At 71.3% G+C, this 17,225-nt stretch carries 16 protein-coding genes; 5 read left to right on the top strand and 11 right to left on the bottom strand.

From position 1 onward, the window contains the following. Positions 1 to 3: 3 nt before the first annotated feature. On the top strand, positions 4 to 1,320 hold the full coding sequence (locus CP975_RS03230) for a glutamate-1-semialdehyde 2,1-aminomutase (RefSeq protein WP_055534928.1): 1,317 nt from the start codon (positions 4 to 6) through the stop codon (positions 1,318 to 1,320). A gap of 17 nt (positions 1,321 to 1,337) precedes the next feature. Here the strand turns inward: CP975_RS03230 and CP975_RS03225 are convergent, their stop codons facing one another. The 4 genes from CP975_RS03225 to CP975_RS03210 all read right to left on the bottom strand — a co-directional run bounded on the left by CP975_RS03225 (position 1,338) and on the right by CP975_RS03210 (position 5,833). Continuing rightward, complete coding sequence (locus tag CP975_RS03225; protein WP_055534932.1) at positions 1,338 to 2,036, bottom strand: phosphatase PAP2 family protein; 699 nt, start codon at positions 2,034 to 2,036, stop codon at positions 1,338 to 1,340. Positions 2,037 to 2,155: 119 nt separating this feature from the next. Further along, on the bottom strand, positions 2,156 to 3,043 hold the full coding sequence (locus CP975_RS03220) for a geranyl diphosphate 2-C-methyltransferase (protein ID WP_055534929.1): 888 nt from the start codon (positions 3,041 to 3,043) through the stop codon (positions 2,156 to 2,158). Between the two features lie 31 nt (positions 3,044 to 3,074). Further along, positions 3,075 to 4,346 (bottom strand): family 2 encapsulin nanocompartment cargo protein terpene cyclase, encoded by a 1,272-nt coding sequence (locus CP975_RS03215; protein WP_425474307.1) that lies wholly within the window; start codon positions 4,344 to 4,346, stop codon positions 3,075 to 3,077. A gap of 74 nt (positions 4,347 to 4,420) precedes the next feature. Next, positions 4,421 to 5,833, bottom strand: coding sequence for a family 2B encapsulin nanocompartment shell protein (locus CP975_RS03210; RefSeq protein WP_150476558.1), 1,413 nt, complete (start codon positions 5,831 to 5,833; stop codon positions 4,421 to 4,423). A 422-nt stretch (positions 5,834 to 6,255) separates the two neighbouring features. Between CP975_RS03210 and CP975_RS36545 the strand changes: the two genes are divergently transcribed. From CP975_RS36545 to CP975_RS03200, 3 genes are all read left to right on the top strand, one after another. After that, positions 6,256 to 6,465, top strand: coding sequence for an NAD(P)-binding protein (locus CP975_RS36545; protein ID WP_150476557.1), 210 nt, complete (start codon positions 6,256 to 6,258; stop codon positions 6,463 to 6,465). 11 nt (positions 6,466 to 6,476) lie between these two features. Next, positions 6,477 to 6,608, top strand: a complete 132-nt coding sequence (locus tag CP975_RS36540) for a hypothetical protein (protein ID WP_281292818.1) — start codon at positions 6,477 to 6,479, stop codon at positions 6,606 to 6,608. Between the two features lie 270 nt (positions 6,609 to 6,878). Next, complete coding sequence (locus tag CP975_RS03200) at positions 6,879 to 7,553, top strand: hypothetical protein (protein ID WP_055529537.1); 675 nt, start codon at positions 6,879 to 6,881, stop codon at positions 7,551 to 7,553. Between the two features lie 54 nt (positions 7,554 to 7,607). On the opposite strand, the gene CP975_RS03195 is transcribed toward CP975_RS03200, so the two are convergent. Further along, a complete protein-coding gene (locus CP975_RS03195) occupies positions 7,608 to 7,913 on the bottom strand; it encodes a hypothetical protein (RefSeq protein ID WP_055529539.1) in 306 nt (101 codons plus the stop codon). A gap of 7 nt (positions 7,914 to 7,920) precedes the next feature. Continuing rightward, positions 7,921 to 8,544, bottom strand: a complete 624-nt coding sequence (locus CP975_RS03190; protein WP_055529541.1) for a maleylpyruvate isomerase family mycothiol-dependent enzyme — start codon at positions 8,542 to 8,544, stop codon at positions 7,921 to 7,923. 115 nt (positions 8,545 to 8,659) lie between these two features. Here CP975_RS03190 and CP975_RS03185 point away from each other — a divergent pair, with 115 nt between their 5' ends. Further along, a complete protein-coding gene (locus CP975_RS03185; RefSeq protein WP_055529547.1) occupies positions 8,660 to 9,100 on the top strand; it encodes a MarR family winged helix-turn-helix transcriptional regulator in 441 nt (146 codons plus the stop codon). 6 nt (positions 9,101 to 9,106) lie between these two features. Here the strand turns inward: CP975_RS03185 and CP975_RS03180 are convergent, their stop codons facing one another. The 5 genes from CP975_RS03180 to CP975_RS03160 form a co-directional block, all read right to left on the bottom strand. Beyond that, positions 9,107 to 9,877: a thioesterase II family protein gene (locus tag CP975_RS03180; protein ID WP_150476556.1), complete on the bottom strand. Its 771-nt coding sequence runs from the start codon at positions 9,875 to 9,877 to the stop codon at positions 9,107 to 9,109. A 52-nt stretch (positions 9,878 to 9,929) separates the two neighbouring features. Next, on the bottom strand, positions 9,930 to 10,667 hold the full coding sequence (locus CP975_RS03175; protein WP_055529545.1) for an SDR family NAD(P)-dependent oxidoreductase: 738 nt from the start codon (positions 10,665 to 10,667) through the stop codon (positions 9,930 to 9,932). A 74-nt stretch (positions 10,668 to 10,741) separates the two neighbouring features. Next, positions 10,742 to 11,761 carry a guanitoxin biosynthesis L-enduracididine beta-hydroxylase GntD gene (gene gntD, locus CP975_RS03170; RefSeq protein WP_055529012.1) on the bottom strand — a complete coding sequence of 340 codons (1,020 nt, stop codon included), beginning with the start codon at positions 11,759 to 11,761 and terminating at the stop codon, positions 10,742 to 10,744. 88 nt (positions 11,762 to 11,849) lie between these two features. After that, positions 11,850 to 13,130 carry an MFS transporter gene (locus CP975_RS03165; protein ID WP_055529020.1) on the bottom strand — a complete coding sequence of 427 codons (1,281 nt, stop codon included), beginning with the start codon at positions 13,128 to 13,130 and terminating at the stop codon, positions 11,850 to 11,852. Then, on the bottom strand, positions 13,127 to 17,152 hold the full coding sequence (locus CP975_RS03160; RefSeq protein WP_055529010.1) for a non-ribosomal peptide synthetase: 4,026 nt from the start codon (positions 17,150 to 17,152) through the stop codon (positions 13,127 to 13,129). Before CP975_RS03160 ends, CP975_RS03165 begins: the two co-directional genes overlap by 4 nt. Positions 17,153 to 17,225 lie beyond the last annotated feature (73 nt).

The following is a 17,225-nucleotide window of genomic DNA, read 5'->3' as shown; positions in this document are numbered from 1 at the left end:
GCCGTGGACACCGAAGCGTTCCGACTGCCCCGCTCCCGGGCCGCCAACGAGCGGCTGCACGCCATGGTCCCCGGCGGCGCGCACACGTACGCCAAGGGCGACGACCAGTACCCCGAGAACCTGGCCCCGGTCATCAGCCACGGCCGCGGTGCCCACGTCTGGGACATCGACGGCAACCGCTACATCGAGTACGGGTCCGGCCTGCGGTCGGTCAGCCTCGGCCACGCCCACCCGCGCGTCCTCGAAGTGGTGCGCCGCGAACTCGACCGCGGCAGCAACTTCGTCCGGCCGTCCATCGTGGAGGTCGAGGCCGCGGAACGCTTCCTGGCCACGGTGCCGACCGCCGAGATGGTCAAGTTCGCGAAGAACGGCTCGGACGCCACCACCGCGGCGGTGCGCCTCGCCCGCGCCGCCACCGGGCGCCCACGGGTGGCCGTCTGCGGCGACCACCCGTTCTTCTCCGTCGACGACTGGTTCATCGGTACGACGCCGATGTCCGCCGGAATCCCGGCGGCGACCAACGAGCTCACGGTGTCCTTCCCGTACGGGGACCTGGCCGCCACGGAGGAGCTGCTGTCCCGGTACCAGGGCGAGGTCGCCTGCCTGATCCTGGAACCCGTCGGACCGTCGCCGGGATACCTCGCGGGCCTGCGCGAGCTGGCCGACCGGCACGGCTGCGTCCTCGTCTTCGACGAGATGATCACCGGCTTCCGCTGGTCCGAGGCGGGCGCCCAGGGCCTGTACGGCGTGGTCCCCGACCTCTCCACGTTCGGTAAGGCGCTGGGCAACGGCTTCGCCGTCTCCGCGCTGGCCGGGCGCCGCGACCTGATGGAGCGGGGCGGCCTGCGCCACTCCGGTGACCGGGTCTTCCTGCTGTCCACCACGCACGGCGCGGAGACGCACTCCCTGGCAGCCGCGATGGCCGTACAGGCCACCTACGCCGAGGAGGGCATCACCGCGCGACTGCACGTCCTCGGCGAGCGGTTGGCCGCCGGTGTCCGCGAAGCCGCGGCCGCCATGGGCGTCGGCGACCACATCACCGTCCGGGGTCGGGCCAGCAACCTGGTCTTCGCCACCCTCGACGAGCACCGGCAGCCGTCGCAGCGGTACCGCACCCTGTTCCTGCGCCAACTCCTCGCGGGCGGTGTCCTCGCCCCGTCGTTCGTGGTGAGCAGCGCACTGGACGACGCCGACATCGACCGCACCGTCGACGTGGTGGCCCAGGCATGCGCGGTGTACCGGAAGGCACTGGACGCCGCCGATCCCACCCCCTGGCTGGCCGGACGACCGGTGAAGCCCGTGTTCCGCCGCCTGGCGTGACGTGGGGCGACGGCAGTTCAGCGACGCTCCCGCCGGCCGGCGTCGACCATCGGCCCGGCCCCGCGGTCGCCCAGCCGGTCCGCCACCCGGTCGACCAGCCACGCGGTCGCCGGAACCACCGCCAGCGCGGTGCACCAGCCGCCGAGGACGTCGGTCGGATAGTGCGCGCCCAGAGCGACCTGCGCCCAGCCCATGGCGGCGCCCGCGCCCAGCGACGCGGCGAGCACGAGCGACGCACCCGCCGTCCGGCCGATGCGGAACTGACTGATCGCCAGTAACGCCATCACGAGGGCGAACGCGGTGAGGAAGGCGGTGTGACCGCTCGGGTAGGAAAGGTTTCCTTCGCCGTGGATGGTGCGTCCCACCAGGGGCTTGAGCAGCGACGTCGTACCCACGGTCATACCGGTGCCGACGACGACGAGCACCGCCGCGCGGGGACGCCGCAGCAGCAGGCAGCCCGTTGCGGCGACTACGACGAGCATCGCCGCCCCGGCAGGCTCCGCCAAGAAGTCCACGGCCAGGGCGACGCCCCGCCACGGCGGCCGCACACTGTCCGCCGTCGGCCGGCTGATCCACCGGTCCACCCCGTCGGGCTCGGCGTGACCGGCGTACAGGACGCCGAGCACGCCGGCCACCAGCGAAGCGAGGAGGGCAGTCAGCCCGAGCCGCGCGCCCAGCGACGGGGGGAGCACCGCGGGCACCGGCCGGTCGGTCACACGCTCACCGCGCCCGGTCGGCCTGCGGTAGTCCGCTCCGGCCAAGTGATCCACCCCGACCCCCCGTCGCGTCCGGTCCACCCTTCCGGTCACCCTAACCGGCAACCCGGCAGAAGAGATCAGACGCGGTCGGCCGCGATCAGGACGTACTGGAAGGAGCCGTCCTTGTACGACTCGATGAACGCCTCTTCAATGCCGGTGACCAGGGACGACGTGGCCCGCAGCTCCCAGTAGGGCAGGGTCGCGGGTGTCAGGTCCACGACGGCCTGCGGTACGAGGCGGTTGTCGGCCATGGCTCGCAGATACTCCCGGCGTGAGTGGATGTTGCACTCGAAGTGGGCGTTGATCTGGGAGACCCACTTCGAGGGCTGGCCGTAACGCGGGTTCCAGCAGCCGGTGATGGTCACATAGCGGCCGCCGACCTCAAGGATCCGGGAGTGCTCGGCGAAGAGGTCGTGCAGGTCGACGTACATGCTCGACTCGTTGTTCCACGAGCCCGCGGCCTGCCCTGTAGCGAAGGGCATGTCGAGCATGTTGCACACCCGGGCGCGGACGTGGTCGGGAATGCGCAGTTCCTGGGCGCGTCGGTTGGCGAAGTCGGCCTGCTTGGCCGACAGGGTGACGCCCTCGACCTTGCATCCGAAGCGCTGGTGAGCCATGACCATGGAACCGCCCCGGCCGCAGCCGGCGTCCACGAGCGTGTCGTCACGCCCGATGTCACCGAGGTGGTCCAGGAGCACCTCGGCCTGCGCCGACTCCAGGCGGTGGAGTTCGGCGATCAGCTTCTTCTCGTGCTCGGAGTCGTCGGCGTCGCCCAGGGCGGTGTGGTCGACTTCGCCGATGCCGTAGTGGTGGTGGTAGAGGCCGTCGACGTCGCCGAGGCGCAGGTTCACGGGCCTGGCCTCCCCGTCCCAGTAGCGGGCGATGTCGCTCTGGTAGGGCGTCGCCGGGCCGGGGACGCGCAGGCGGGTGTCCGTGGGGGTGGCGCTGAGCTCGGTGCTGGTCACAGATGAGTCCATTCTCTTACCGCAGGTTCTCTTACCAGAAGTCGGGCAGGCTGTATCGGTAGGTGTTGGTCCGGTGCCAGTAGTGGTTGCCGTCGACCCATGCGGCCACGCCCTTCAGGAAGCGCAGCACGCTCGGGACGGGACACATGGCGGCCAGGGCGGCGGCTTCGGCCTCGAAGTCGTTCATGAGGTCGTTGTGAACCTCGACGGCCTTCAGGTAGGCGTCCCGCTCGGAGAGGCCCTCACGGTCGGCGAGCACGGTGGGCAGGTTCAAGTGCCGCCCGGGAGCGTCGAGTTCCTTGGTGTACGAGTACAGGTCGTTCACGATGGTCGTCGCGTTGCCGGCGAGCGCGATGACCTTCTGCATGGCAGCCTGGGCGTGCAGGTCCGCCGGCAGTTCGTAGCCGCCGACGGTGTCGGTGATGGTCGGGCAGGGGCGGAAGTTGTTGAACTGGCGCATCGCCAGGTACTCCCACACCTCGGGTGCGTACTCCGTCTGGGCCCAGGCTGCTTCGGCGAGGTACCCCATGTGCAGTCGGGCCATGTCGTGCCGGTACCGGTCGGCCTGAGCGGGGCTGGCCGTCCGGACGAAGTACTCCATGGCGGAGCGGTAGGCCCGCCGAGGTGCGTCCGCGTGCAGCGACTGTGCCCACTGCGGCTGGTACTCCCGCGTGGTGTACAGGGGGTCGAGGGCGGTGTGCGCGAGGAGAAGGCGCCCTCCGAGGCCGATGGGTGAGCCTCCGTGGTCCTCGCAGTAGCAGTCGTCCACCGCGTTCTCGGCGACCATCAGCCGGGTGGCGACCATCAGGTGGTCGATGCTCGGGGCGTCCGGATGGCAGGCCACCATGTAGCGGCCCACGGAGAAGCCGTCGAACTGCTCCTCCCATTCATCTGGATACAGGGTTACCTCGTCCAACGCCCAGGACTTGATCCTGCGGCTGACCTCCTCGACCTTCGCGGGGTCGGGCTCGGGCACCGGGTGGTGGTAGAGACCCGGAACGGGCGGGCCCTCCGCCGGGGCCGCCGCCGGTTTTGAAGGCGGCGCCGGTTCCTCGCGCCGGATCAGGCGCAGGCCCGCCGTCCCCAGACCGCTGGGTCCGCGCAGGACCCGCTCCAGGGCAGTTCCCGTCGCCGGCACGTCGGCCGCCGGAGCGCTGGGGGGAGGAGCGTCGAGCACGGGTGGGGCGGGCGGGCCGGGCGGGGAGGACGCGCAAGTCGGGCCGCTGGTGACGGCCTTGATGTCGTGGACTCGGGCCGCGGCGTCAGCGAGGACGTGCGACCCGAAGGGCGCGGCCTCTGGCAGGCTGGACTGCGGAGGTGTCAGCTCGGGCGCGGGCATCCATGGCTCCTTGTGGGGTGGGCGGCTGGCCGGGTCCGCTAGCTGGGCCAGTGGGCGATCTGTACGTTCTCCAGTACGCCGACCGCGTCCGGCACGAGGATGGCGGCGGAGTAGTAGGCGCTGACGAGGTAGGAGGTGATCGCTTTCTCGTCGAGACCCATGAAACGGACCGACAGGCTCGGTTCGAACTCCTCCGGCAGGCCGGTCTGGTGCAGCCCGATGACTCCCTGGTTCTCCTCTCCGGTACGCATGCAGAGGATCGAGCTGGTCCGCTCCTTGGTGATGGGGATCTTGTTGCAGGGGAGGATCGGGACCCCTCGCCAGGCCGGGACCTGCTGACCGCCGAGGTCGACGTGGTCCGGATAGAGCCCGCGCGCGTTGAACTCACGTCCGATCGCCGCGATCGTCCTGGGGTGCGCCAGGAAGAACTTCGAGCCGCGGCGGCGGCAGAGCAGATCGTCGAGGTCGTCCGGGGTCGGCGGGCCGGAGTGCGGCTGGATCCGCTGCTTGAAGTCGGCGTTGTGGAGCAGGCCGAACTCCCGGTTGTTGATCAGCTCGTGCTCCTGGCGCTCGCGCAGCGCCTCGATGGTGAGCCTGAGCTGCTCCTCCGTCTGGTTCATCGGCCCGTTGTAGAGGTCGGCGACCCGCGTGTGGACGCGCAGAATGGTCTGCGCGACGGAGAGTTCGTACTCGCGCGGCTTCAGTTCGTAGTCGACGAAGGCGCCGGGCAACTCGTGCTCGCCGGTGTGCCCGGCCGACATCGCGATCTCCGCCTCACCGCGATGGTTCTGCCGCCGGCGGGAACGCGACCTGAAGTCTTCGAGGTGGTCCCGCAGGCTCGGCGCCGTGGACAGCACGGCCGCGAGGTCGGCGCGTGACAGGGTCAGCAGGGTGCCGGGCGTCTCGGCAATCGCGGTCTGCTCCCACCTGGCGTCCTCGTCCAGCAGAGCGTGCTCTCCGAAGTGGTCGCCATCGGCGAGTACCTCAAGGGCGACCTCGCCGCCGTACCTGCCGACGGTGGTCTGGCTGATGCGGCCGTGGGCGATCAGGTACAGCTCATCCGCGGGCCTGCCGCGCTCCACCAGCCTCTCACCGCTCCGGAAGTCGCGTTGGACGCACCGGTCGGCGATGGCGGTCAGCACCTCCACGTCGTCGAAGCCGCGCAGCGGCGCGAGTTCACCCAGTTCGCGGGGGATCACCCGGACGTCGGCGCCGTCCTGGACGAACTCCACGGACCCGTCGCCGACGGTGTAGCTCAGGCGCCGGTTCACGCGGTAGGCGCCGCCCTTGGTCTCCACCCAGGGGAGCATCCGCAGCAGCCAGCGGGAGGTGATCTCCTGCATCTGCGGGCCGGACTTGGTCGTGGTGGTGAGGTTGCGGGCAGCGGCCGTGCCCAGGCTGGACTGCCGGGGCAGCTCCAGCCGCGTGTCCGGGCTCGAGTCAACAGTCATCGGGCGAGGTCTCCTTGGGCAGGGGTGTGACGCGTGTACGGGGGAACGGCCGGGCACCAGGGACGAGGGGAAAGGAAAGGGGGTATATGGGCGAGAGTCCGCCCAGATCCAGAAGAACCCTAGGGGCCGCCTCGCCCGCCGCACCAAGGAAAGTCGACGACATTAGCTCGATGCGATGATCCGGCCCGCGCGATGTTTGCCCGGGTACCGGCGGGATTCAGCCGTAGTCGGCGGCGCGTCCCGGCGAGCGACGGGTTGGCTTGCGCGGTGCGAGACCGCGCGTGGAGGGGCTACCGGAGGCGTCGCACGCAGAGGCCCACCTCACGGCATGGGGTCGGAAATACGACTGGGCCCGGTCCGGCTCTGTCACGGCTGCGGCGATACTCCTGTGCGGACTCGCGGACTAGGGAACGGGATCCGTCATGGCCAAGAATCAGCACAGCTCGTCGCCCGGCGCCCGCTGGGAGCGGGCCGTCGTCATCGGTGGCGGCTACGCCGGGCTCGTGACCGCGCGGGTCCTGGCCGATCACTTCGACGAGGTTCTTGTCCTGGAGCGCGATCCGCTGCGGTCGCGACGTCGAAGTCCTGCTGGTCCTGCGGCGGGCGTTCGTAGCACGCCGAGGTGTAGGTGATCTTCGCTCTGATGACGGTCTTGGCGGACACCGGCAGCTCCGCGTCGGCTAGCCACCGGTCGACGGACGTGGAGCGGCCCGAGGCGTCGACGACCAGATCAGCGGTGACCTCGGCGGACTCGGAGGTGCCATGGGTGCGGTAGCGGACCCGGTCCAGGCGGCCGGGGGCGCTCGCCGTCACCGTCTCGCAGCGGGTCGCCGAGAGCAGTCGCACCGCCGCGAGGGCCGACACCCGTTGCCGCAGGCGACGTTCGAGTTCGTCGCGCGTGAAGGTCTGGATCGATACGCCCACCGGGTCGCTCGGCGCGTAGCCGGTCGGCAGCAGGAAGCTCATCCGCTCGCCGTAGTCGAAGACGGGCGCGCCCGCGTCCGCCAGCTCCTCACGTGGGGATGCACACCCGTGTCCGTACCAGATGACCTTCGCGCCCGGCGTTCCGCGCGGCGGGGTGGTGCTGGCCGTGGAGCACCATCGCTGGATGTGCTCACTGTTCGGCTTCGACCAGCAGGTGCCGCCCACCGACGACGAGGGTTACCTCGACTTCGCCCACAGCCTCGGCAACCCCCGTCTCGCCGAACAGATCAAGCGCGGCGCCCGGCAGGGAGAGATCCGCCGCTACACCAACCCCGGCAACGAATGGCGCCTCCACCACAAGAACCCCCGCTGGCCCGAACGCCTGATCGCGGTCGGCGACTCGCTCTGCGTCTTCAACCCGGTCTACGGACAAGGGCTCACGGTCGCCGCGCTCGAAGCGGAGCTGCTCGGCCGTCTGCTGCGCCGCCGCAGGGCCGGCGTGTCCGGCCTCGACGGCCTCAGCCGCTCCTACCACCGTGCCGCGGCCCGTGTCGTCCACGTCCCATGGACCATGGCGACCAGTTCCGACCTCATGTGGGCCCCCACCGGGCAACCGCTGCCCGCACGCTTCGCCCACTGGTACAACCAGCACGTCTTCGCGCTCGCCGTGCACGACCCGGGCGTATGGGCACGGTTCGTCCGCGTGCTGAACATGACGGCCGCGCCCTCGCTGCTGTTCCGTCCGGCCGTGCTCGCCAAGGTGCTGCGCCGCGCCCTCGCGCGCCGCGCGAGCTGAGGCGGCGACGCCCCTCGGGCCCTCACCTGTGCGGCGCGCCGGGCCACGGGCTGCTCAGTCCGCCTCCAGTCGGCGCAGGCAGTCGTCCGCACGCCCGCGTCGTTCGGCGAGGGTCAGGTCCCACCACGCCGTGCCGCGTTCCCCCAGCCCCGTCTTCGCGAGCTGCACGCGGGCTCGGGCCGCCTTGCGCGCGGCTTCGTCGTCGCGAGCGGCGGCAACCGCCCGGCGGGCCGCCATCAGATGATGGACCAGCCGTTCCTTCACATCCTCGGCCAGCCCGGGGTCCGTGGCCCGCCACCGCCGCCCCTTGACGATGATGTAGCGACCGTCTTCGGTGTGTTCGACCTTCTCTGCTGTCACGAGGGCATCATGACCCGTCGGCCCGGTGCAGCCGCTCCTCGGCCGCGGCCGTCCGGCCGGTGAGCAGCAGGAGCAGGGCGGAGACCGGTCCGCGGATCTCCTCGCCCCTGCCGCGGTCCCAGTCGGTGTCGGTGGCGACCAGGCGGGCCTCCGGCAGTGGCCAGGGGCGGGGCGGGAACCGCATCGTCCAGACCCGGTCGGCGGCGTCGCGGGCGGCGTGCGCGGGCATCGGGCGGTCGCGTCCGACGGCGAGGGCGATGTCCTGGCCGTGGACGAGGATGTCCAGGAGGGGTTCGCGTGGGGTGGTGCCGGGCGCGAGGTGACGGGAGCCGATGGTCCCGCGGAGGTTGGCCACGATCTCGGCGACGGGCCGCTCGGCCTCGCGGACCGCGGAGTCGTGGATCATCCGGTCGACGTTCCCGCGTGCGCGCACGAACTCACGCAGTACCCAGCGGTAGGTGGAGCGCGCCGCGACGGTCAGATGCGCGGCCACGTCCCGCACCCGCCAGTCACCGCACTGGGTGGGCCTCTCCCAGTCCTCGGGGCTCAGGCTCTCCAGCAGCTCCGCCAGACTCTCCCGCTCGCGGTCGATGATCTGCCAGCGCTCATCGGTTCCGAGGACAGCGGTCATGGGGCTCACCCACTCAAGTGGTAAGGTTCTCTGACTAAAGTAGTCAGAGGCACTGACCAAAGTCAAGGTTGTGAGCCGATCACGGGGCGACGGACGGGTGGAGGGAGTGGGCGAGATGGTTCCGGAGAGCGAGCTGACCACGGGCGTGCTCCTGTTCATTCCGTACCGGGCCTTGGAGGACCGGATCTTCGCCGCGCTGGCAGAAGCCGGTTTCGACGACTTCACGCCGGCGCAGGCACGGGTCATGCAGCGTGTCGGCCCGCACGGCACCCGGCTGACGGAGCTGGCCGCGCAGGCACAGATCACCAAGCAGACGGCCGGCTTCCTGGTCGACCAGTTGGAGAAGTCCGGCTATGTGCGGCGGGTGCCGGACCCCACCGACAGGCGGGCGCGGCTGGTGCGGGGAGCGGAGAAGGCGTGGGCGGCGAAGCGGGTTGCCGACGCGGTGGTCGCCGAGGTCGAGCAGGAGTGGGAGACGCACCTCGGCAAGCGGCGTATGAAGCAGCTGCGGGAGGCGCTGACGCTGCTGCGCGAGATCACCGACCCCTGGGCCTGAGCCTCATCACCCGTGTTTCTGGAGCATGTTGCGGACTTCCTCGGCGAGGCCGTCGAGGCCGTGCTGGAAGTAGAAGTGACCTCCCTTCCATGTCCTCTGGGCGAACTCCCCCGTCGTGAGCGCCGACCAGTGCGGGAGTTCGGCAGGGGGAGACACCTCGTCGCCACTCGCCCCCATCGCCAGGAGCGGGCAGGATACGGCGGCGCTGTTCCCTCTCCTGAGGTGCTCACGCACCAGCCCGAGGTCGGCGCGGAGTTGCGGCAGGAAAAGATCCAGGAGGGCGCGCTCCTGCCGGACTTGCGGATGGATTCCGCCCCGCGCGTCGAGCGTTTTGATGAGTTCCGCGTCAGTGAGGTCCACTGACAGAGGTACGTCGCTCAGAGGTACTCCCCGGTGGGGTGGGTGACCCGCGGAGGCCAACAGGAGCTGGGGTGAGGCGCCATGCCGCTGGAGTTCCGTGGCTGTGCAGTGCGCGATAAGGGCCCCCATGCTGTGACCGATCAGCAAGGGCGCGGACATGCCGAGGGACAACAGGTCGCGTACTGCCGCATAGGCCAGTTCTCGCAGCGACCGCGCGAAGGGTTCGGCCTGCCGTCGGCCTCTGCCCGGGTACTGCACGACGACTGTCCGCCATGCCGGGGCGAACTCGACGACCCATTCGTTCATCGAGTGACCGCCGCCGCCGGCGAAGGGGAAGATCAGGGCGACCGGGAGCCCTTCCCGCTCCGGGGCGGCGCCGACCTCCAACAGACTTTTGGTCAGGTGCACTTGTTTCATGTACGCGTTGCTCGCCTTCTGCTGCTGCTGCTGCTTCGTCGTCCGGCCCGCCCTACAGCGCCGTACCGAACGCCGACGTGGTGGCGCCGGCCGTCTCGCCGCCGTCGATCACCAGCTCCTGACCGGTGATGAACCGTGCTTCCTCGGACGCGAGGTAGAAGAACGCCGCCGCGATCTCCGCGGGGGCGGCGTGCCGGCCCGCCGGGATCTGCGCGTTGGTCGCGGCGAACATCTCGTCGGTGTACTCGGCCTGCTGCATGGGCGTCAGCACGGCGCCGGGGCTGACGCACACGGCGCGCACCCGGGGGCTCAGCTCCATGGCGAAGGTCTGGGCCAGGGCGCGGATGCCCGCCTTGGTGGCGTTGTAGTCGGCGTAACGCGGGTAGCCCCGGCTGCCGTTGACCGATGCCGTGGCCAGCAGGGTGCCGTGTCCCTGCGCCGTCATGACGCGCGCCGCGCACTGCCAGAGCCCCAGCACACCCAGCAGGTTGACGTCGACGATCCGGCGGGCGTCCGCCTCGCGCAGCTCGAGGACCCCGTGCCGGACGCTGATGCCCGCGTTCGCGATCACCACGTCCAGGCGTCCGGTCTCCTGATGGACGTCCTCGACCGCCGACCGCACTTGCGCCCAGTCGGCCACGTCCACGTGCCGCCATGTTCCGGCCGCCGCCGTGGGGTCCTCCGGTGGTTTGACGTCCAGGTTCACGACTCGGTCCCCGGCCCGGGTGAAGCGTTCGGCGGTGGCCTGGCCGATGCCGCTGGAGGCTCCTGAGATGACGACGGTGCGCACGACGCGTTCTCCCTTTTCTCTGCGGGGTGGGTGGGGTGTTCTCTGGGGGCGGTGAGGAGGGTGGGGAGCGGCGGTCAGAAGAGGACGCGGCGGTTGCCGGACAGGTTCACGGCGGCGCCCTTGCGCAGATCACGACTGACGATCATGCGCTTGAGCCACCGGTCGGTGCCGTCGTAGCGAGCCTGGAAGGGCTTGCGGCCGTGTACGGCCAGATAGTTGTCGATGATGAGCAGACTGCCCTGGTCGACGACGACGGAGTGCTGCACCCGCTCCAGCTCCTCCATGAGTGCCGCGAGGGCGTGCCGGGCGCGCGGGGCGTCGTCCCGGCAGCGCATGAAGGGCAGATCCACGCGCAGGTAGGGGCGGTCCCGGTCGCCGAAGAGCACCGGCACGGACGGCGGGTCGTCCCGCATGTCCTCGGTACGGGCCAGCGCGGGGTGGTCCGGATAGCGGGCCTCGAGCTGCCGGATGTGCTCGTCGTCCGGCAGGATCTCGAAGTCCGGCCGCATCAGGGCGTCGAGGTCGCGATCGCTGAGCTTGACGTCCCGCAGCGAGGCCATGATGGTCGGCGCCCGCTCGTGGTTGCGGATGCCGAACAGCAGCAGATAGTCGCAGCGGCCCGGGTGGAAGCCGTCCTCGGTGTGGAACTCGAGCAGGGTCTCGCTGCCGTGCCCGCTCTGCCGCCGCTCGTCGCCGCGGATCGGGAGAATGTCCGTGATCATGCGGCCGAGTTGGAGTGTGGCCCAGGTGAAGGGCTCGCCGAGCGCGGTACCGCACATGGCGAGGAACAGTTCGTGCTCCAGGGTGGCCGGGATCCCCCGGCTCTCCTCCCAGTGCCCCGGGGTCGGCCCCACGGCCCCGTCGTCCACGGGAAAGCCCTCGATCACGAGCCCCGCGCTCGACTCGGTACGGCGGAAGGTGTGCAGGAACCGCCGCAGGCGCGGGGGCAGCCCGGTGTCCGCGAACAGGTGATGGTCGTAGAGCGCGGGGTCGCAGGGGTCGGCCAGAGTGGTCGCGAGGGTGTGCGCCTCGGCGCGTATGTGGTCGGCCTCCGCGGTGGAGAGCTCGTAGCGGGCGACCGTCTCGTACAGCATGCGAGGTTCCTTTGATGACGATGTCGGATCAGGTGGGAGCGCGGCCGTGACACGCGTGTGGGGGGCCTTCAGTGGGCCTCAGGGGGCCTCAGAGGGCGGGCCGTGCCGCCGACGGGCTGCTGGCCCCGGGCTCGGGGCTCTGCTCAGGCAGCTCACGGCGCTTGCGGACCGGGGAGAGGAGGATCGGCACGCAGCCCAGCGCGAGATAGCAGCCGCCCGTCCACAGCGCCGTGTGCAGCGAGGTGACTTCGCTGACCAGGCCGGCCAAGGCGGCCCCGACGGCGTGGGCCCCGTACAGCAGCACACGGAACGTGGCGTTCATCCGGCCGAGGAGGGAGTCGGGCGTGAGGCGCTGGCGCAGGGTGACACCGAGGACGTTCTGCGTGCCCGTGTTGACCATGACCAGGAGCCAGGCGGTGCCCGCGACCCACAGCCACACACCGTGGTCGATGACCGGCACCAGAAGCCCGGCCGGGGTCAGGCACACCCCGAAGGCGGCGAGTGCGCGCCCGTGGCCGAGGCGCGCGGCGACCGGGCGGGCACAGCGGGAACCGAGGAAGATGCCGAGACCGCCGACCGCCCAGAACAGGCCCAAGGCGCCCGCGGGCAGCTGGAGTTCCCGGACGAAGACCAGCGGCAGCAGGACGTTGATGGTCTGCGTACCGAGGTTGATGCTGACCCCGGCGAGGACGAGCGCCCGCAGCTCGACGTTGCCGAACACGTGCCGCAGCCCCTCGGCGATCTCCGCCCTCAGCCGCGTCCGGCGCCGGGCGGCGGAAGGCGGCGGGGGAGTGCTGCGGATACCCATGAGGCGCAGTGCGGACAGCAGATAGCTCACGGCGGCGCACACGATGGCCACGGGCGCGGTGAGCAGCTGGACAAGGCCGCCGCCCGCGCCACGGCCGGCCACGTTACCGACGGCCTGTAGCCCGATGACGGCGGCGTTGGCCCGCACCAGGGACTCGCGGTCGACGAGCTTCGGCAGGATGCTCTGCGAGCCCACGTCGAAGAACACCGTGGCACAGCCGTTCAGAAGGACGACCACATACAGCTGGCCCAGGGAGAGGACGCCGAACGCCCACGCCACGGGGACGGAGGCGAACAGCGCGGCCCGCGCGAAGTCCGCGGCGATCAGCACACTGCGCTGCCGCATGCGGTCCATCCACGCGCCGGCGGGCAGGCCGATGAGGAGGAAGGCCAGCGTGCTCAGCGAGGCCAGCGCACCCACCTGGCCCGCGGAGGCATCCAGGGCGGATACGGCGATCAGGGGAATGGCGACGTAGGAGACGTTGGTGCCCAGCTCACTGAGCACGGTGGCGGAGAACAGGACGCGGAAGTCCGCGATCCGCCGGGGTGAGGACGAGGTCACGACACCCACACCCCTTCCGCCGCGCCGGAGCGGGCAGGCGGGAACTGCGGCAGCAGGACCTTCTCCAGGACCCGGCCGATCGCCGCCATGGGCCCGGCCTGCGCCATCTCCAGGTGCCGGCAGTCGACGGGGTGCTCCTCGATCCGCCCCGTCACGAAGCGCCGCCACTTGTCGGCCGGGCGCGGGCCGGTCCTGGCCGGCTCGCGGGCCGCGCCGAAGAACAGCACGTCACCCTGGAAGAGGCCTGGCGTCGACTCGGCCATGAGGCGTGCGTTGTTCACACAGATGTCGACCGCGGTGGACAGTTGCTCCTCGTCGAGGAGCGTCAAGTGGCCCCGGCCCGTCCGGACGCGTGCCAGCGCCTCCACGCGGTCGGTTCGCCGCACGTCGTCGTCCGGGGTGTGCACGCCGGCCGACTTGAGCAGGAGCCTCAGGGCGTCCTCCTCCGTGAAGCCGCCGTCCAGGGCCTCGCCGGGGTGGCTGTCCATGAGGGCGAGCAGCGCGACGTCCTTGCCCGTCTGCTGGAGCTGGACGGCCATCTCGTGCGCGACCACACCGCCGAAGGACCAGCCCAGGAGCTGGTAGGGACCTTCCGGCTGGACGGCGAGGAGCTGATCGACGTAGTCCCGCGCCATCTGCGCCAGCTTGGCCGGGCGGTCGGCGGGACGTTCCAGGCCGGCCGCTTGAAAGCCGTACACGGGCTGACCGGCACCGAGGTGGGGCAGCAGTCCCGCGTAGCCGATGCTGACGCCCTCGACCGGGTGCACGCAGAACAGGGGCGGGCGTGTGCCCTGGGCGCGCAAGGGCAGCAGGCCCTCGTGCCCGGACGACGGCTCCCGGTCCGCCTGCTCGATCCGCGTGGCCAGCTGCTCCACCGTGGGCGCCGCGAACAGCGCGCGCACCGGCAGACTGACGCCCAGCGTGGTGCGCAGCCTGGCGATGAGCCGGGTCGCGCTGAGCGAGTTGCCGCCGAGTTCGAAGAAGCCGGAGTCGATCCCGACCCGGTCGATGCCGAGGATGTCGGCGAAGAGGGCACACAGGACTTCCTCGCGGGCGTCACGCGGCCCCCGGTGGCTCTCCCGAGCGCCGAAGTCCGGTGCGGGCAGTGCGCGCCGGTCCAGCTTGCCGTGCGCGGTCAGGGGCAGTTCGTCAAGGACGAGCACGGCGGCCGGGACCATCCACTCCGGAAGGGACCGGCCCAGTGCGCGGCGCAAATCCGCCGGGTCCGGATCGGTGCCGGACGCGGGCACGACGTAGCCGACGAGCTGCTCCGCTCCCGCGCGGGCCGGGCGGACCACGACCGCGGCCTGCGCCACCTCCGGCCGGGCGGTCAGGGCCGCCTCCACCTCGCCCAGTTCGATTCTGAAGCCGCGCAGCTTCACCTGGTCGTCCACCCGCCCCAGGTACTCGACGCGCCCGTTGCGACGTCGGCGCACCCGGTCGCCGGTGCGGTACATGCGGGTGCCCGGGGGCCCGAAGGGGTCGGCCACGAAGCGCTCCGCCGTCAGACCCGGGCGGCCGAGATAGCCGCGCGCCAGGCCCGCCCCTGCGAGGTACAGCTCGCCGGGCACGCCCGCGGGCACGGGGCACAGCGCCGCGTCCAGGACGTAGGCCCGGGTGTTGGCTATCGGCTCGCCCACGACGGGCTCGGCGTCGCCGTCGAGCCGGGCCACGAGCGAGTCGACCGTGCACTCGGTGGGGCCGTACATGTTGTGCACGTCGCAGTCGGGGAGCGCGCGCAGCTCCTGCCACAGCGACTTGCCCACGGCCTCACCGCCGAGGAACACCACGCGCGGCAGGGGGTGTCCGGCCGCCCCGAGACCGGCCTCACGGAGCTGTTCGAAGTGGGAAGGAGTGGTGTCGACGATGTCGATGCCGGTCTCGGTGAGATAGCGCACCAGAGCGGCCGGTTCCCTGCGGAGGGTGTCGTCGATCAGGTGCAGCTCCTGGCCGGCGACCATCCACAGCAGCAGGTTCCACGAGGCGTCGAAGGACAAGGAGGCGGTCAGCGCCATCCGGTACGGGCGTACGGCGGCGGCGAGTTCCGCGGCGTAGCGGCCTTCCGCACGGAAGTGGTCGTGGAACAGGTTGGCCACGCTCGCGTGCTCGACCACCACACCCTTGGGCCGCCCCGTCGAGCCGGACGTGTAGAGGACGTACGCCGCGTGGCAGGACCGCAGGGGTGCCGCCCGCTCGCTGTCGGTGATCGCACCACCGGGATGGGTGCCGAGCCGGGTGCGCAGGGCGGGATCGTCCACCGTGACCCGCGGCACGGCACGGGCCGGTTCCGGCAGCCCCGCGGCGATGTCCCGCGTGGTCAGCAGCAGTACGGGCGTGGAGTCACCGAGCAGGTGGGCGATGCGCTCGGCCGGGTAGGCGGTGTCGACGGGCACGTAGGTCCCACCGGCCTTGAGGATCGCGAGGAGGGCCACCACCGTGTCGGCCGAGCGCGGCAGGGCCACCGCGACCCGGCGCTCCGGGCCGACGCCATGGCCGATCAGATACCTGGCGAGCCTGTTGGCGGCCGCTTCCAGGGTCCCGAAGCTGATCCGGGAAGCGCCGCTGACCAGCGCGGTGGCGTCCGGAGTACGGGCGGCCCGCGCGGTGAAGACGTCGTGCAGCAGAGCCGGGGCGGGGGTGGTCGTGGTGGCGTTCCACCCGTTCAGCACCAACTCCCGTTCGGCGGGGCCGAGGATGTCGATGCGGCTGAGGGGGACGTCCGGGGACGCGGCCATCAAGCCGAGGAACCGCACCAGCCGCGCCGCCAGTTCCTCGCCCGTCTCCCGGTCGAAGAGTTCGGTGGCGTACTCCAGCTGCCCGGAGAGGCCCGCGGGCCGCCCGGCGTCGTCGCGTTCCTCTACGAGCGTGAAGGTGAGATCGAACTTGGCCACGGCCAGGCCCACGGGGACAGCCGTCACGTCGAGGCCGGGCAGGCGCCAGGCCCCCAAGTCGTTCTGTTCGAGCACCAGCATCACCTGGAACAGGGGGTGTCTGGCGGCGGAGCGTTCCGGATTGAGCAGGTCCACCAGGTGCTCGAAGGGCACCTCCTGGTGGGCGTGGGCGTCGAGGGCGCTCTCGCGCACGCGCCCGAGCAGCTCGCGCGGACTCGGGTCGCCCGCCAGGTCTGTCCGCAGGACCAGGGTGTTGATGAAGCACCCGACCAGGTCGTCGAGGGCCTCCTCGGAGCGTCCCGCGACGGGCGTTCCGATGGGAATGTCGTCCCCCGCCCCCAGCCGGGACAGGAGCGCCGCGACCGCGGCCTGCAACACCATGTGCAGGCTGACGCGGTGCGCGTCGGCCAGGGCCAGCAGGGCCTGGTGCACCGACGCGTCACAGGCGAACGCGGCGACTTCGCCGTGGAAGGACGCCGTCGCGGGACGGGGCCGGTCGGTGGGCAGCTCCAGCTGCTCGGGCAGCCCGGCCAGGGCCCGCGCCCAGTACGCGCTCTGGACGCGCAGCCGGCTGTCCGGGTCCTCGGCGCTGCCGAGCAGCTCGCGCTCCCACAGGGCGTAGTCCGCGTACTGCACCGGCAGCTCTTCCCACCGCGGGGCGCCACCCGAGAGCCGGGCCGCGTACGCCGACGACAGGTCGCGGGCCAAGGGGGCCATGGACCAGCCGTCCGCGACGATGTGGTGCAACAGGACCAGCAGGACGTGGTCGGTCTCAGAAAGGGCGAAGACCCGTACCCGCAGCGGCAGTTCGGCCTCCAGGTCGAATCCCCGCCGCGCGCAGGCGGCCAGGGCGGCGTCGAGTTCCGCCGGCGTCGTCCGTACCACCTCGAAGGGCGACTCGGCGTCGGCCGCCGCCACGATGTGCTGGTAGGGCTCGCCGTGGGTGTCGGCGGGGAACAGGGTGCGCAGGCTCTCGTGCCGCGCGACGACGTCCCGCAGCGCGCAGCGCAGCGCGTGCACATCGAGCGCGCCGGACAGACGCAGCGCGACGGGAACGTTGTAGACGGCTCGGGATTCCTCGAACCGATTCAGGAACCACATCCGGTGCTGTGCGAACGACAGCGGGATCATCACGTCTCCTAGGGGTCTGGGGCCCGGGCGTGGCCGGCCCGCCGGTGGGCACCGAGGGCGCCCACCGGCGGGC

Origin of the sequence: Streptomyces alboniger, from assembly GCF_008704395.1 — a bacterium.
In the GTDB taxonomy this organism is placed as follows: Bacteria; Actinomycetota; Actinomycetes; order Streptomycetales; family Streptomycetaceae; genus Streptomyces; species Streptomyces alboniger.
This window is presented reverse-complemented; position numbering and strand designations above follow the sequence as displayed.

Coding starts and splice junctions, on each gene's coding strand:
- CP975_RS03190 (WP_055529541.1), bottom strand. CDS start 8,544: ATGACCGCTGTCCTCGGAACCGATGAGCGCTGGCAGATCATCGACCGC.
- CP975_RS03200 (WP_055529537.1), top strand. CDS start 6,879: ATGACCTTCGCGCCCGGCGTTCCGCGCGGCGGGGTGGTGCTGGCCGTG.
- CP975_RS03210 (WP_150476558.1), bottom strand. CDS start 5,833: ATGACTGTTGACTCGAGCCCGGACACGCGGCTGGAGCTGCCCCGGCAG.
- CP975_RS03185 (WP_055529547.1), top strand. CDS start 8,660: ATGGTTCCGGAGAGCGAGCTGACCACGGGCGTGCTCCTGTTCATTCCG.
- gntD (WP_055529012.1), bottom strand. CDS start 11,761: ATGCTGTACGAGACGGTCGCCCGCTACGAGCTCTCCACCGCGGAGGCC.
- CP975_RS36545 (WP_150476557.1), top strand. CDS start 6,256: ATGGCCAAGAATCAGCACAGCTCGTCGCCCGGCGCCCGCTGGGAGCGG.
- CP975_RS03180 (WP_150476556.1), bottom strand. CDS start 9,877: ATGAAACAAGTGCACCTGACCAAAAGTCTGTTGGAGGTCGGCGCCGCC.
- CP975_RS03160 (WP_055529010.1), bottom strand. CDS start 17,152: ATGATCCCGCTGTCGTTCGCACAGCACCGGATGTGGTTCCTGAATCGG.
- CP975_RS36540 (WP_281292818.1), top strand. CDS start 6,477: ATGACGGTCTTGGCGGACACCGGCAGCTCCGCGTCGGCTAGCCACCGG.